11 protein-coding genes are annotated in these 16,099 nt (G+C 52.8%); 7 read left to right on the forward strand and 4 right to left on the reverse strand.

Annotated elements, in window-relative coordinates:
* Positions 1 to 48: 48 nt before the first annotated feature.
* Entirely contained in the window at positions 49 to 2,217 is a 2,169-nt protein-coding gene (locus NEA10_RS03600) for a Tex family protein (protein ID WP_252663853.1), read from the reverse strand.
* A 6-nt stretch (positions 2,218 to 2,223) separates the two neighbouring features.
* Positions 2,224 to 2,907, reverse strand: a complete 684-nt coding sequence (locus tag NEA10_RS03605; protein ID WP_252663854.1) for a pentapeptide repeat-containing protein — start codon at positions 2,905 to 2,907, stop codon at positions 2,224 to 2,226.
* 199 nt (positions 2,908 to 3,106) lie between these two features.
* Between NEA10_RS03605 and NEA10_RS03610 the strand changes: the two genes are divergently transcribed.
* The 5 genes from NEA10_RS03610 to NEA10_RS03630 all read left to right on the forward strand — a co-directional run bounded on the left by NEA10_RS03610 (position 3,107) and on the right by NEA10_RS03630 (position 11,571).
* A complete protein-coding gene (locus NEA10_RS03610) occupies positions 3,107 to 4,360 on the forward strand; it encodes a pentapeptide repeat-containing protein (protein ID WP_252663855.1) in 1,254 nt (417 codons plus the stop codon).
* Positions 4,361 to 4,449: 89 nt separating this feature from the next.
* Positions 4,450 to 5,112: a vWA domain-containing protein gene (locus tag NEA10_RS03615; protein WP_252665280.1), complete on the forward strand. Its 663-nt coding sequence runs from the start codon at positions 4,450 to 4,452 to the stop codon at positions 5,110 to 5,112.
* 246 nt (positions 5,113 to 5,358) lie between these two features.
* Positions 5,359 to 6,156 (forward strand): PP2C family serine/threonine-protein phosphatase, encoded by a 798-nt coding sequence (locus NEA10_RS03620; protein ID WP_252663856.1) that lies wholly within the window; start codon positions 5,359 to 5,361, stop codon positions 6,154 to 6,156.
* A gap of 21 nt (positions 6,157 to 6,177) precedes the next feature.
* Complete coding sequence (locus tag NEA10_RS03625; protein WP_252663857.1) at positions 6,178 to 8,424, forward strand: hypothetical protein; 2,247 nt, start codon at positions 6,178 to 6,180, stop codon at positions 8,422 to 8,424.
* 126 nt (positions 8,425 to 8,550) lie between these two features.
* Positions 8,551 to 11,571 carry a diguanylate cyclase gene (locus NEA10_RS03630; protein ID WP_252663858.1) on the forward strand — a complete coding sequence of 1,007 codons (3,021 nt, stop codon included), beginning with the start codon at positions 8,551 to 8,553 and terminating at the stop codon, positions 11,569 to 11,571.
* Here NEA10_RS03630 and surE read toward each other — a convergent pair.
* A complete protein-coding gene (surE, locus tag NEA10_RS03635; protein ID WP_252663859.1) occupies positions 11,568 to 12,275 on the reverse strand; it encodes a 5'/3'-nucleotidase SurE in 708 nt (235 codons plus the stop codon). The genes NEA10_RS03630 and surE overlap by 4 nt on opposite strands.
* Positions 12,276 to 12,384: 109 nt before the next feature.
* Here surE and pdhA point away from each other — a divergent pair, with 109 nt between their 5' ends.
* Positions 12,385 to 13,422, forward strand: a complete 1,038-nt coding sequence (gene pdhA / locus NEA10_RS03640) for a pyruvate dehydrogenase (acetyl-transferring) E1 component subunit alpha (RefSeq protein ID WP_252663860.1) — start codon at positions 12,385 to 12,387, stop codon at positions 13,420 to 13,422.
* Positions 13,423 to 13,445: 23 nt separating this feature from the next.
* On the opposite strand, the gene hemW is transcribed toward pdhA, so the two are convergent.
* On the reverse strand, positions 13,446 to 14,696 hold the full coding sequence (gene hemW, locus NEA10_RS03645) for a radical SAM family heme chaperone HemW (protein ID WP_252663861.1): 1,251 nt from the start codon (positions 14,694 to 14,696) through the stop codon (positions 13,446 to 13,448).
* Between the two features lie 214 nt (positions 14,697 to 14,910).
* Between hemW and NEA10_RS03650 the strand changes: the two genes are divergently transcribed.
* Positions 14,911 to 15,990: a PIN/TRAM domain-containing protein gene (locus NEA10_RS03650; RefSeq protein WP_252663862.1), complete on the forward strand. Its 1,080-nt coding sequence runs from the start codon at positions 14,911 to 14,913 to the stop codon at positions 15,988 to 15,990.
* Positions 15,991 to 16,099: the final 109 nt, after the last annotated feature.

Here is a 16,099-nt window from a genome sequence, read left to right on the forward strand (position 1 = left end):
AAGGGATTGCCCGGGCAACCACAAGGGATTGCCCCTACGTTGTTCCCCCTAAACCTCCTTCATCGACAAACCAATCCGCTTCAACCGTTCATCCACCGACAACACCTTCACCTTCACCACATCTCCCACCTTCACCACCTCATTGGGATCGCGCACAAAGCGATTCGCCAACTGAGAAATATGCACCAAGCCATCCTGATGTACCCCCACATCCACAAACGCCCCAAAATTAGCCACATTCGTCACAACCCCTTCCAACACCATCCCCTCCTGTAAGTCCGCCAAGGTTTCCACCCCCTCCTTGAAACTGGCATACGTAAACTCATCCCGAGGATCTCGTCCCGGCTTCTCCAACTCCCCTAAAATATCCCGTAACGTCGGTTCCCCCACCTCATCCGTCACATAACGCTTTAAATCCCGCGATCGCATCCCCTGAGCAATCTCCTCCGGCTGGGCCAAAGATGCCCCCAAATCTTGAGCGATCGCCCCCACAACCCCATAGCGTTCTGGGTGAACCGCCGTATTATCCAAAGGATTATCCCCATCACGCACCCGCAAAAACCCTGCCGATAACTCAAAAGCCTTGGGCCCCAACTTAGGAACCTTCAACAACTGACGGCGATTGCGGAAGGCCCCCTGTTCATCGCGATAGGCGACGATATTATTAGCCACCGTCTTCGATAACCCCGACACCGAGGTTAACAAGGCCGCCGAGGCCGTATTCAGATCCACCCCCACATAGTTCACACAACTCTCCACCGTCTCCGCCAGTTTGCGCTTCAGGAGCGTCTGATTCACATCATGCTGATATTGCCCCACCCCAATCGATTTCGGGTCAATTTTCACCAACTCCGCCAGAGGATCTTGTAAACGTCGGGCAATACTGATGGCCCCACGAATCGTCACATCCAATTCCGGAAATTCCGCGATCGCCACCTCACTCGCGGAATACACCGACGCCCCCGACTCATTCACCAATAGGGCGATGGGTGGATTCGCCAACTCTGGCAACACCTCCTTAACAAACCGTTCCGTCTCACGGCTGGCGGTTCCATTGCCAATGGCAATCAATTCAATGCCATAGGTATTGACCAAATTTTGTAGCGTTTGCGCCGCTTCTTGACGGCGTTTAGCCGACTGATGGGGAAAAATGGTTTCATAGGTCAAAAACTTACCCAAGTCGCTAATAACCGCCACTTTACAGCCCGTGCGGAAGCCGGGATCAATCCCCAGAGTGGCCTTGCGGCCCGCCGGAGCGGCTAAGAGCAAAGCCCGTAAATTAGCCTCAAACGTCTCAATCGAGGCCTCATCAGCCCAATCTCGTTTTTCCCCAATCACCCGATTGCTAATCGAAGGCTGCAATAGGCGTTTATAGGCATCTTGAATCACATCTTGATAAAACTCACGCAAACGGCGATCGCCCGTCTGAATCAGGCGGTTCGACAACTGCTGCAAAAACCGCTCCTCATCATGGGTTAGCTTGAGATCCAAAATCCCCTCTCGTTCCCCACGTAACAGGGCCAAAAGATTATGCGGGGCAATTTTACGGCTGGAAATCTGATAATTGCGATAGGTTTCGTACTTCGTGCTACCTTCCGGGTAGTCTTTCTTAATCCGAGACTCAAAACTCCCCTGTTCCAACAGCGTTTGACGCAACGCCGCCCGAATCTCCGCATCCTCGGCGATCGCCTCCGCCAAAATATCCGCCGCTCCCTGTAACGCCGCCGCCGCCGTCTCCACCTCCTGCTCGGGGTTGACAAATTTGGCACTTTCCCCATCTAAATCAAAGCGAGGGGCCTGGGGATGATTATGAGCGGCGATCGCCTCCGCCAGAGGTTCCAACCCCCGTTCCCGGGCAATCGTCGCCCGAGTGCGGCGTTTGGGGCGATAGGGGAGATAGAGATCTTCCAAATCCGTTTTCTGCTGACAGGCCCGAATCTTCTTCTCTAAGTCCTCTGTCAATTTCCCCTGAGCCGCAATTGACTCTAAAATCGCCGTTTTGCGCTCCTCCAACTCACTCAAATAGCCATAACGCTCAAACAACTCCCGTAACACCACCTCCGTCATCTCGCCGGTGCGTTCCTTGCGATAGCGGGCAATAAAGGGAATCGTCGCCCCATCAAGCCAGAGTTCTAACGCATTCGAGACATGATGGAGCGTTAAAGAAAACTCCCCAGATAGAGTTTGAGCCAGTTGTTGATTCAACGTTGCTGCCATAGCCAATTACTGATACACCGAGCCATCGGGAAGAATGGCATCCGTTAGTTTAGTCCCTGTGAGTTTTACTAACAACCGTTTACCCGTACCCACCTTCGCCCCCCGTAAATCCGCCCCACTCAAATCCGCCCCACTCAAATCCGCCCCAATCAAATTCGCATTGCGCAAAATCGCATAACTGAGATCCGCCTCCAAGAGATTCGCCCGAAACAAATTCGCCCCCGACAAATCCGCCCGCGTCAGATTCACCCGGTGCATAAAGGCGTCACTGAGATTCGCATCCACCAAAATCGCGCCCTCCATATTGCGCCCCGATAAATCCTTTTCCCGAAAATTCACCCCCCGCAAATCCGCATGACTCATATCGCGAGAGGGCCGACGGGGTGGGCGATAGGGAGAAGAGGTGGCGCGGGGATCCCGACGAGGGGGAGGTTGAGAGGGCGATCGCCCCTGAGACTCTCGGGAGGCGGATTTTGGGCGCTCCCGATGGGCGGCCCGCAGAGAATCACGAGCCTCATTGATGGATTTGAGCTTTTCCTCGGCTTTCTCTTGTAAACGGCGATTTTCACCGGGAATGCGATCGGGATGCCAGATAAACACCAAGTCCTTATAGGCTTGATTCACCTCCTCAATCGATGCACCCGGTTCAAGGCCAAGGATGCGATAGTACCGATCCAAATCTTGGGTCACGGCATTTTGTCAGCGAGGGGACATACAGCAGGGATAGAATCATTGTAGCGGAGGCTTCCAGTTCCCTCACCTCTCCCCCAACCCAAGCCCAACCCAACCCCAACTGCCCTCCCCCAACGGAACCCATCAACCCAAACCCTCCTGAATTGCCCTCAGCGAATCATCCATTGAGCCTTGTTCAGCCCTTGTCGTTACTGCAATGAGTCAAAATTCCCAACCTCAAGCCCCCACATCAGACGACTTAAACGGGAAAGGGCAGGACTCTATCTCTGCTCCCCCAGCCCCGGCCAGCATTAACCCGGCGTCCTCTGCCTCAGAGGTGACCCCCGAAACTCGTTCAGCCACCCTCAACTACCTCAAACGCTATCCCAGTTTCATTATCATCTCCGCCATCCTCATCACCATTGTGGGGTTGGCCGTCGATAGTATCTGGCTCGCCTTAACGGGGTTATTAGTCACCCTGGTGGTGTCCTTAATTCTGATTCTGCCAAGTTGGTCCAATGTCTGGCAACAGGTGATTCCAGATCCCTGGCGTCAGTTAGTGGTGGCGACGCTGGGCCTGCTCGCCTCCGCCACGGGCCTCTTGGTGCTGAGTACCTCCAACCAGCAGGGAACCCGGGCCATTCGCATCAACTGGGATGCGGTGGGGGCGTTAGGGGAGATTGTCGGGGCGTTGGGCCAAATTGCCATCGCCATTTTGGCGGTTTATGTCGCCTGGCAACAATATGTGATTTCCCGAGATTTAACCATCCAACAGAACCGCATCACCCAGCAGCAAACCATTGATGCCTATTTTCAGGGAATTTCCGATCTCACCATTAACGACGAAGGCCTATTAGAAGACTGGCCCCAGGAACGGGCCATCGCCGATGGACGAACCGCCGCCATTCTCAGTAGCGTCGATGCGGGGGGGAAAGCCAAAATCCTGCGTTTTTTATCTCAATCGCGACTGCTCACCCCCCTACAACGCGATCGCCGTCTGGGCCGGCCCATGCTCGACGGGGCGGGAGGCTATTCCGAAGATCGCCGCTACGGAACCCGCGTTATCGATCTCGGTGTGATGTTAGCCGCCACGGATTTAGCCAAAACCGATTTACGCTGGACGGATCTCAGTGATGCCAACTTAGTACGGACTAATCTCAGCGACTGTGATTTAGTCATGGCCAACATGAGTCGTGCCATTCTCTACGAAGCCAACCTCAGCGGTGCCGATCTCAAAGGAACCCGCTTTTTCTACGGGAACCCCGAAACCGCTACCCCCCGCACCCGCAATGACTTGCCCGACTATGAAACCGGGGAATATACCGGCACCGTCGTCGAAGATGCCGATTTCAGCGAGGTGCAACGATTATCCGAGGGACAACGCTATTATTGCTGTGCCTGGTGTGGCGAAAACTCCCGTAAAACCATTCCCGGCGGTTGCGAGGGGATTCCCAACAAACTGGGGCGTTAGCTGATGGGGGATGTCTCCGTCAGCTAACGCCCAACAACTTTGCTATCCTGTTAACCGTTCTTGGATCCTCCGAAGTTATGTCCGATGCCATTCGTCTCGAAGATGCCGTTGAGTTTGCCGAAAACCCAGAACCCCGTTGTCCCTGTATTTTGCTGCTGGATACCTCAGGCTCAATGTCTGGCCTTCCCATTGATGCCCTCAACGAAGGCTTAGAAACCTTCCGAGATGAACTCAATAAAGATGACTTAGCCCGTAAGCGGGTTGAGGTCGCTGTAGTATCCTTCGATTCCAAAGTCAAAGTCGTGTTAGACTTTGTCACCGCCGATCGCTTCGAGGCCCCTGTCTTAAGCGCCCAAGGCTTAACCAGCATGGGAACCGGATTACAAAAAGCCCTCGAACTTCTCGACGAGCGCAAACGCCAATATCGAGATAATGGCATCACCTACTATCGTCCCTGGATTTTCACCATCACCGATGGCGAACCCCAAGGGGAACCCAAACGGGCCATTGAAGATGCGATCGCCCGTCTACGGGATGATGAAGCCAACAAGCGCGTCGCCTGTTTCGCCGTCGGGGTGGAAAACGCCAATATGGAACGTCTCGGGGAAATCTTCCCCCGCACTCCCCTCAAACTCAAAGGGTTAGACTTCCGCGAGTTATTCGTCTGGCTATCCGCCAGTATGCAGCGTGTCTCTAACTCCCAACCCGATGATCAAGTGCCTCTCCCGCCGCCGGGATGGGGAGAGGTTTAGGGAAGAGGCAAAAGGCATAACCCACCCCTAACCCCTCCCAGGAGGGGATGGCAAGAGGCAAGAGGCATAACCCACCCCTAACCCCTCCCAGGAGGGGATGGCAAGAGGCATGCATGCAAGAGGGGATGGTGATAGGCTCAACTCCTCCTCTTCCTCCTCTTCCTCCCTCCGTGTCCTCTGTGACTCTGTGGTTACCCTACTCCTCCCTGACTGACGTGATTTACCTTTAACCATTCAAAATTTCTTATGAACTGGCGTGTTTTGGGGGCTTCTGTCTGTGGAACCAGTCATCAGAAGCGATCGCAGCCCTGTCAAGATGCTTGGGCCGCTACAATCCGTGATGATGGACTGCTCCTGGCGGCTGTGGCTGATGGGGCTGGCTCGGCGACGCGATCGCAAGATGGGGCCGAGTGGGCGGTACAGGCCGCCATCGCCTATTTAGCCGATTTGACTCTCCCACCCTTGACAAAAGCAGAAATTCGTGATAGAGAAGACAAGCCATCGGAGGAACCCGACCTCAATCAGCTCTTAACTCAGGCCCTCCAGGCCGCCAGAACCCGTGTCATAGAGGAAGCTGAGGCGGCGGGGTTGCCGGTGCGGGAATGTGCGAGTACCTTAATTTTGCTCGTTGCCAATCATGAGGGAGTCGCCGTCGCTCAAATTGGGGATGGGGCAGCGGTTATGATAGATGAGAGCGGAACCCTAACCGCCCTCAGCCAACCCCAACAAGGGGAATATGCCAATCAAACCACCTTCCTCACCTCCGAGGGGGCGATCGCCCAAGCGGAAATTTCCATTTATCCAATTCCGCCCCGGGGAATTGCCCTCTTTTCCGACGGACTCCAGCGTTTAGCCTTAGAAATGCCCCAAGGAACCCCCCACGAGCGATTTTTCAGCCCCTTATTCCAATTTATTCAACAAGACAGCGACGAAGCCGGTGCCAACGAGCAACTTCAGGGCTTCCTGACCTCGCCGCGAGTCAGCCAACGGACCGATGACGATCTAACCTTAGTATTAGCCGGGGCGATCGCCCCATCCCCCTGAGACCCCTAACCCCACAAACCTGTGCAAGTTCAACGGCAGTCTAACGGTTCCCTCCTCCGTCTGGGTGCAGAAATCGCCGGCGGGGGCGAAGGCAAAATCTACCGCGTCCAGCAACATCCCAACTGGGTCGCTAAACTCTACCACCAACCCACCCCAGAGTTGGGACGGAAACTGGCCGTCATGGCCGCCAACCCCCCCGAGGACCCCAGCGCCGATGCAGGCCATGTCTCCATCGCCTGGGTTCTCGATCCCCTCTGGCAACGGGGGCGAATCATCGGCTTTCTCATGCCTCGCGTCGATGAAGGCTTCCCCCTCCATGACTTCTACACCCCCAAATCCCGGCGCGATCGCTGTCCCTTCTTCAACTACCAATACCTGTATCGCACCGCCCGCAATCTAGCCGCCGCCGTCAGCCGTATCCATTCCCGAGGCTACGTCATTGGCGATGTCAACGAATCTAATATCCTCGTCAGTCGTACCGCCCTCATTACCCTCGTTGACACCGACTCCTTCCAAGTCAGCGACGGAAACAGCCTTTACCCCTGTCCCGTCGGGAAACCCGAATTTACCCCCCCAGAACTCCAGGGCAAAACCTTACGTCAAGTCCGTCGTTACCCCGAACAGGACTGTTTTGGCTTAGCTGTTCTCATCTTCCAACTGCTGATGGAAGGAACCCACCCCTTCGCTGGCGTCTATCTCGGTTCGGGAGATCCACCCCCCATTGAAAAACGCATCGCCGCCGGCCATTTCGCCTACAGCAGCCGAGGGGTTCCCTATCGCCCCACCCCCATTGCCCCCCCAGCCAATCTCCTCACCCCGGAACTGCAATCCCTGTTTAGCCAATGCTTTGAAGTCGGTCATCGTCGGCCCCAGCAGCGTCCCGACGCCCAAACTTGGGTGAAAGCCCTCGAACAGGCTGAAGCCCAACTCATCACCTGTTCCGCCAACCCCCAACATCGCTATGGCAGTCATTTAAGTCATTGTCCCTGGTGCGATCGCGCCCGTAAACTCGGTGGCCGTGACCCCTTTCCCCGCAGTTCCCAAGAAGTGGGACGTTTACAACGCATCCAGCCCCGCAAACCCAGAGTCAAAAAACGCCCCCTGACCCCTCCTGTTCCCCAGGCCGTGGGCTATACCATCTCCTTCGCCTCACCCCATAGCCTCAGCAAAATTCCTTCCTCCGGCGGAGGGTTGGCCCAACTGAAAGCGGATTTGAGTCAATACTTTTGGGAATATCGTTATGACTTTCTCGGCGGGAGTTTAGTGATTGCCCTGGCCCTGTCTGCGGGCCTGTACCTGTCCGATTGGCCCGGCGATCGCGCCTCGACGCCCCAGCCCTCACCTCAAACCCTATCCACCACAGAAACACGCCTCGACCCCCCAGACAATGAGGCCGCAACCCTCACCCTCACTGAAGACGCTAGCCTCACTCAGAGTGAAAGCGGGGAAGATGACTTTAGCCTCCGCCTCGGCAATCGCCGCTACGATCACGGCGATCGCGTCACCTCCATCGCCGTCAGTCCCACCGGGGACTGGTTCGCGAGCAGCAGCGAGGATGGAACCCTCAAGATTTGGTCTTTTCCCGATCGCGTCTTATTGCAATCCCGCCGTCTCTCCTCAGTGTTAGGCCTCCCCGAAGACCAAGTGCAAGTTCTGGCCGTCGGGGCCAACGGCGATCGCTTGGTTGGGGCCACCTCCCAGGGGCTACAAACCTGGAATCCGGCCACCTTCGACCTCATCAACGCCCTCCCCCTCCCCGTCACCCCCAACGCCCTATCTCTAGCTGGCCAGGAACATCTCCAAATGGGAGGAACCACCGGCGGCGACATTGCCATTTGGGACATCGACGGCTTACGAGAACGTCGCCGCTGGCCCGGAAACGCCCAAGACGTTCTCGCCCTCAGCCCCGATGGTCAAACCCTTGTCACCGCCGGGGCTGGAGACATTAGCCTCTGGAATGTAGAAACGGGCCAACGTCAAGCGACTCTCCCCCAGGAACCGCCCGAGAACCTAGTCGTGGCCCTAAGTCCCGACAGTCGCCTGCTCGCCATGACCGTTCCCGCTGATAACGGCGTGATTCAAATTTGGGACACCACCACCGGCGCCTTATTACACTCTGAAACCGCTAGTCATATCAGTACCTTAGCCTTTAGTATCAATGGAAAAACCTTAATTGGTGGAGATATTTATGGTGGAATCGGCATTTGGCATCTGAATGGGTCGGAAGACCTCTTTAACCCTCCAAAACAGGAGTCTCCCCAAACATAGTTCATCTATCATCCACCTTAAACGTGGTCTGGTCTGGTTTCGACAAAGGCAGCGTGAATGGGTTAAATTGGCGATGTATCAACTCATCCCTTGCCTTGGTTCAACCTCAACGGTCTGGTGCTGTACATGGTTCAGAGTCCTGCGTTCGACGGCTGTTCGTATCCAGAATCAAAATTACTGGAGATTTTCTATGATAACTCTCCCATGATGATGGGAATTGTGGAATTGGTTAAAAATGAAGACTTTGTGACGATTCGTTTTTTAAGTCATAATGCAGCTACCGCAGATTTTTTTAATCTTCCTGGACAGTCTATTACCGGAAAAGAGTTATATGAATTGGGGCTAGACCGTCAGGTTTCCCGAGATATTATTAGCTATTATGAACAATGTGAACAAAACAGGAGCACTCTCTCATTTGAGTACCTTGTTAGCACTGAAGTCAATCAAACCTACCTCCTTGTAACTCTTGATTTTTTAGGCGTTGGTGAACAAGGGTACTCCAATTTTTCTTATTTAGTTCGAGATATTACCGAGCTGAAACAAGCTGAATTTCAACGGCTTGAGTCTGAGCGGCGCAACCGAGAGTTACAGCTAATTGAACCTATTTTTGAGATAATTCTCGCCGGGTATTGGGACTGGAACATTCAGGAAAATACTGAATACCTTAGTCCTGGCTTTAAGAAAATGTTTGGCTATGAGGACAGCGAACTCGAAAATCACCCAGATGTTTGGCAGAATCTCATGGTTCCAGACGATTTACCCGGGGCGTTAGAAGCGATAGGAAATCATCTCAAGAATCCGACGACGGTTCCCTTTTATCATGAAGTTCGCTATCGTCATAAAACTGGCGCTACCCTATGGGTTATTTGCTCAGGAAAAGTCATTGAATGGGATGAATGGGGTAATCCCGTACGGATGATTGGCTGCCATGTTGATATCACAAACCAAAAAGAAGCAGAACTCAGTTTGCGACAAATCAATCGAGAGTTAGAAACATTTTTAGAAAATGCTCCGATTTTAATTAGTCTATTTGACACTGAGGGTCGATACTTAAAAATCAATCCTGCTTTCGAGAAAACCATCAACAAACCCCAATCAGAACTCATTGGCAAATCTTTTTATTGTTTATTTCCTAATAAAATTGCAGACATTTTTAAAGAGCGCTTATATGAAATAAATAAAACTCTAAAACCGTTGCGAATTGAAGACGAAATTTGTATTGATGGCGTACTTCAAAATTTTAAAACTATTTTGTTCCCTGTTATTGAAAACAAAAAAATAACGAAATTTTGGGCAATTTCCGAAAATTGTACAGAGCAAAAACAAAAAGCAATTGCCTTACAAAAAAGTGAAGAGCGCTACCGAACAATTATTGAAACGACCTTAGAAGGAGTTTGGATAATTGATATTGAAGCAAAAACAGAATTTGTCAATGACCGGATGGCTAAAATGCTAGGGTATTTGCCATCGGAAATGATAGGTCACCCCTTGGTAGAGTTCGTGGCTCTAGAAGAACAAGAAAGCATCCGTAAACAAATTCGGAACCGATGCAAAGGAATAGGAGAACAAAATATTTATCGTTTTCATCATAAAGATAGTCATGATGTCTGGGTCATTGTTTCCACCACTCCTTTACAAGATCGTGAAGGAAACTATCAAGGTTGTATTGGCCTACTGACTAATATCACGGAGATGATTGAAATCCAGGATGCCTTAAGGTTATCAAAACTACAGTTAGGCGGGGTCTTGAATAGTTCTCTTGATGGAATCATGGCTTTCAATTCAATTCGAGATGCGGAGGGTCGAATTATTGATTTTGAATATATTATCGCCAATCCTGCGAGCTATACGATCACGGGCAAAACCGTTGAGGAATTAGTGGGTCAGCGGTTACTTGAGGTGATGCCTGGTTATTGGGAGGATGGCTTATTTGACTACTATGTTCACGTTGTTGAATCTGGAGAACCGGGAACCCGAGAATTTTATTACAACCACGAAGGGATTGATTTTTGTTTCGAGAATATCGTCGTGAAACTCGGGGATGGCTTGGCAGTAACATTCCGAGATATTACCCCCATCAAAAACTCTCAGCTAACCTTAGAAAAAACAAACCAAGAACTCCAAGAACGGCTACAAGACTTGCGGGAGCGTCACTCAGAGATGCAAATTCTCAGCCAAATTAGTGATTTTTTGCAAGCCTGTCTGACAGTGAAAGAAGCTTGTCAGGTGGTAGCCACATTCATGACCTCCTTATTTCCTAACTGTGCGGGGGGAATTTTCCAAACCAATGATAGCGGTAATCTCTTGGAAAACGTAGCTCAATGGGGAGACAAGTTCTATTCTAAACCAAAGTTTTCTCAAAAAGATTGCTGGGGACTGCGACGGGGACGCCCCCATCTGACCGATGAACATCAGGAAGGGTTACGCTGTTCTCATGTTTGTGATCTCCCCAAGGGAGCGACTACCTACTGCATTCCTATGGTGGCTCAGGGGGAAACGTTGGGGTTGTTTTATCTAATGGTTCCTCCTGGGTGTAACTTAGGCAATAGTAAACGTCAGTTGGCTCAAACGGTGGCAGAACAGTTAGGACTGGCGATCGCCAACTTGAACTTACGTCACACCCTACAGGAACAAAGCATCCATGATGCCCTCACGGGACTCTATAACCGGCGTTACTTTGAAAACATCTTGGAACTGGAACTGGAACGGGCCAGTTTGAATGACGGCTGCCTGAGTCTGATCATGCTAGATGTGGATCACTTTAAACGTTTCAATGATACCTACGGTCATGATGTGGGAGACCATGTGTTACAGTCGATTGGCCAATGCCTTAAAACTCATGTGCATTGTTGCGATTGCGTCTGTCGCTATGGGGGGGAAGAGTTAGTGGTCATCTTACCGGACCGTCCATTGACGAGGGCCAGGGCCATTGCAGAACAATTGCGACAGGCGATCGCCCAACTCAACCTCTACTGCAATAATCAATTCCTAGGACAGCTTACTGCCTCATTTGGCGTCGCAAGTTTCCCTAAGAATGGCAGCACTCGTGCCAGCTTATTGAAAGCGGCAGATGAGGCGTTATATCAAGCTAAGGCAGGGGGTCGTAATCAGGTCGTGTTGGCGACGGGGAATCTCACCTCGGGTTAAATCTGACGCTGGGTGATGGCAATGCGACCGCTGAAACAAACATCCACATCATCCCCTGAATCCCGTTGTCGTCCGGAATAGTCCCCAATGTAGATAAACTGGTTGCCCTCTCGCTTAAACTGAGTCGGTAGGGGCTGCTGACTGGCTGGACAAAAAACTATCTCGGGAATCGACGGTTCCGGTCCCTCCTCACGTTGAGGACGATGGGGAAAATTCACATTCCAGAAACAGCCTGCCTCCAGGGGACGAGCCATCAACGCCTGTAACACCGCCACGGCGTAGCGGCGGCTGACGTGCCAATCCGGCGGGGGAAGACGGCGATCGCGATATTGGGAAAAGGCGATCGCCCGAACCCCCAAAATGGTCGCCTCTCGCACCGCAGCTACGGTTCCCGAAATATACTCATCTACCCCCAAATTGCCCCCAAAGTTAATGCCTGATAACAACCAACGGGCCTCAGGACAGAGATGCGTCAGAGCCAAACGGGTACAATCAGCTGGGGTACCACTAACGGCAATGTGACCCTCGGCCCTCTCCTCAATCCTTAACGGCTGATGGGTGGTGACTTGATGGCCACAACCGGATAGATGAGAGTCTGGGGCAATTAGCCAAACCGGCTCCTCGCTGACTTGAGCCACCGCCTCCCGTAAGGCCATCAGTCCCGGTGCGTCAATTCCGTCGTCGTTGGTGAGTGCGATCGCCATCACAGGCCCCCATCTAAACAATCTTGCTAAAAAAGCCTCCCTATCCTACCCCGTTCCCCTCGCCCGTGTATCCTGGATCAAGTTATTGTTTGGGACAGTCGAAATCTCAATGGTTACAGAACGCACCCTCCCCACCTCCAATCCCGACTCCGCAGCCATTAGCCGTGAAGAAGGACTGCGAATCTATAAAGACATGGTTCTCGGCCGCCTCTTTGAGGATAAATGCGCCGAAATGTATTATCGAGGCAAGATGTTCGGCTTCGTTCACCTCTATAACGGTCAGGAAGCCGTATCCTCAGGTGTCATCCAGGCGGCCATGAATCCTGGTGATGATTATGTATGCAGCACCTATCGTGACCACGTTCATGCCCTGAGTGCTGGGGTTCCGGCCCGGGAAGTGATGGCGGAACTATTCGGGAAAGCCACTGGATGCAGTAAAGGCCGTGGTGGGTCCATGCACATGTTCTCTAACGAGCATAAGCTCCTTGGAGGATACGCCTTTGTTGCCGAGGGAATTCCCGTGGCCATGGGCGCGGCGTTCCAAGTTCGCTATCGTAAAGAGGTCATGAAAGACCCCAACGCTAATCAGGTGGTGGCCTGTTTCTTTGGGGATGGCGCGAGTAATAATGGACAGTTTTTTGAAACCCTGAATATGGCGTCGCTCTGGAAGTTACCGATTCTTTTTGTGGTGGAAAACAACAAATGGGCCATCGGCATGGCTCATGAACGGGCTACCTCTCAACCGGAAATCTATAAAAAAGCCAGTGTCTTTAACATGGCTGGGGTTGAAGTCGATGGCATGGATGTGGTAGCTGTTCGCGCCGTGGCTAACGAAGCGGTGAAACGGGCCCGAGCTGGGGAAGGCCCAACGCTGATTGAGGCGCTCACCTATCGCTTCCGCGGCCATTCTTTGGCAGACCCCGATGAGTTACGCTCCAAGGAAGAGAAGGAAATTTGGTTCGCCCGTGACCCAATTAACCGCTTTGAAACCTTCTTGACCAGTAATAATTTGGCTAAGGCGGAAGAACTCAAGGAGATTCAGGCTGAGGTGCAACGGACGATTGATGAGGCGGTTGAATTCGCGGAATCGAGTCCCGAACCGGATCCCAGTGAACTGCGCCGCTTTATTTTTGCTGAGGATGTTTAGACCTCAACTGGAAAATGATTCTCCTAGGGTTCCAGGGCATTAAAGAGGCTAGAGAGAATGCTGTTGGAGAAGAGGAAACCTTCGGGGTCTGTTAATCTAACAGCATCCTCGCCCCAATCTACCCAACCTCGTTTACGGTAGGGGGCGATCGCCCGGTGGAGGTCGTCTAGGGCTTGGGAGGACAGATTGGCCGCAAGCTCTGCCCTGGAAATTCCGGCGGCTAGGCGCAAGCGCAACATGAGCGTCTCCAAAATGAGGTCATTACTGGACACAACGGGGGCATTAAGCTGCCCATTTTGGCTCAGATAGGTCTCAAGCCATTTAACATAGTCAACCCGGGTTCTCGGGCGAGAGAAGCGTTGCCCTTGGCTATAACTGGTAGCACCCATGCCGAAGCCATAATAGGGGCGATTCTGCCAATAGGTTTGATTGTGGCGACAGGAATAGCCCGGTTGGGCATGGTTGCTGACCTCATAATGCTCGTAGCCGGCGGTCTGGAGTTGGGCGATCGCCTGGCGATAGAAGTGGGCGGCCAACTCCCCATCCGGTAGAGGGTCCGTTTCCGGTTCATAGCGGCGGGCAAAGACCGTTTTTGGTTCCACGATGAGGTCATACACCGATAGGTGCTGTGGTTTGAGGGCGATGGCTGCCTCTAGGGACTCTTGCCACTGGTCTAAACCTTGATGGGGTAAGCCACAAATGAGATCGAAACTGATATGGTCTGCCCCCGCCTCTTGTAGCCACGCATAGGCCTGATAAATCTCCGCCACCGAGTGCGATCGCCCACAGACCGCCAGGAGCTCATCCTGGAAGGCCTGAGCCCCAAAACTAATCCGGGTAATCCCCGCCCCTAGAAACTCCCGGACCTTGTCTTGGGTAAACGTCCCCGGGTCCATTTCAATGGAAATTTCCGCCGCATCCGCCAGGCCAAACTGCTCCCGCAGACGCTCCAGAATCTGCCGCAGTTGTTGCCCCGAGAGCAGGGAGGGCGTTCCCCCGCCAAAAAAGACGGTTTCCAGGGAAACGCCCGCATCCGCCCCTAAATTGGGAGTCGCGTCAATCTCCCGACAAAGATGAGCCACATAGCGAGCGATAGCGGGGGAGGTGTCCCCCGATTGGCGATCGCCGATCACCGAGATGGGGAAATCGCAATAAAAACAGCGGCGGCGACAGAAGGGAATATGAACATAGGCAGACCTCGGTGGGGCATAGGTTTGAGCCATCCAGGACTCCGCCATAGCGTCAGCCGTAACCATGGAAATCTTAGAACCCATCGTCCAGGGACATCGGTAAACCTCACCCTTAGCCTAACGGTTTCTGTCTCAAGGGAGGCGATCGGCCTCGGGAATCAGCCATTATAATGGGTGAAACGTTGAGGTTAAACGACAGCAGCCCATAGCAGTCATCCGCTGCTCTAGGAGTCAGTCCTTAACCCAACAGCTCGCTTCCCCAACCCAATTCGATCCCGTCCTAACCGGAATCAAAACGATGCTCGACGCACTTATTATTATCTCATTCATCATTGCGGGAGCCGGGGTAGGCTTTTTCAGCATTGAACTCCTCCCAGGGAGTGCCATGCAGCAAGTCACCAACGTTGACGGCTTACGCTGGGTGGTGGCCAGTTTTGCTGCCCTCATCAGTGGCGTGGTAGGACTCTCGGTACAAACGACCTATCGGCGTATCGAGGCCAACATCCGTAAAATGCCCTTAGAAGTCCTACTCACCCGTGCCCTAGGGCTAGTGGCTGGTTTATTGGTCGCCAACCTCATGTTAGCGCCGGTCTTCCTGGTCCCGATTCCCAAAGACTTCACCTTCATCAAACCCTTTGTCGCGGTGTTGGGGAGCGTTATGTTTGGCTTTCTGGGAGTCACCCTGGCCGATACCCATGGCCGCGCCTTTTTACGCCTGCTCAACCCCAACAGTGTTGAAAGTTTGATGGTGGCTGAAGGAACCCTCAAACCCGCCACCACCAAAGTAGTCGATACCAGTTGCATTATCGACGGTCGCATTCAGAACCTGCTCGAAACGGGTTTTTTAGAAGGACAAATTCTGATTCCCCAATTTGTCTTGGAAGAATTGCAACAGGTGGCCGATGCGTCTAACGACGGTAAACGAGTTCGAGGCCGTCGGGGTTTGGATATCCTCAATCAAATTAAGGAAAACTACCCGGAGCGCATTGATATTTATCCCGCTGATTATGATGAACCGATGACAGTGGATGCCAAGTTGGTTCGTCTGGCGGCTGAGATCCATGCGACGCTCCTCACCAATGACTTCAATCTCAGTAAGGTGGCGACCCTGCAAAAAGTGTCAGTCCTCAACATCAACGAGTTAGCTCAGGCGGTTCGCTTGTCCTATCTCCCGGGGGACGATATTGAAGTAAAAATCCTCAAAACCGGCAAAGAACCCGATCAGGGGGTGGGATATCTCGATGATGGAACCATGGTCGTCGTGGAGGAGAGTTCGGACCTCATCGGCAGTGAAGTTCATGTTGTGGTCACCAGTGCCCTACAAACTTCCGCCGGCCGAATGATTTTCGCTCGCCCTCATGCTTCAGCAATGGCTTAGAAGAAGGCAGCAGGCAGTAGGCAGTAGACAGTAGGGGAAGAAGGCAGCAAGTATAACCCACCCCTAACCCCTCCCAGGAGGGGATTGCAGCAGGCGGTAGGGGAGAAGA

The organism is Phormidium yuhuli AB48, assembly GCF_023983615.1.
GTDB classification, from domain to species: domain Bacteria; phylum Cyanobacteriota; class Cyanobacteriia; order Cyanobacteriales; family Geitlerinemataceae; genus Sodalinema; species Sodalinema yuhuli.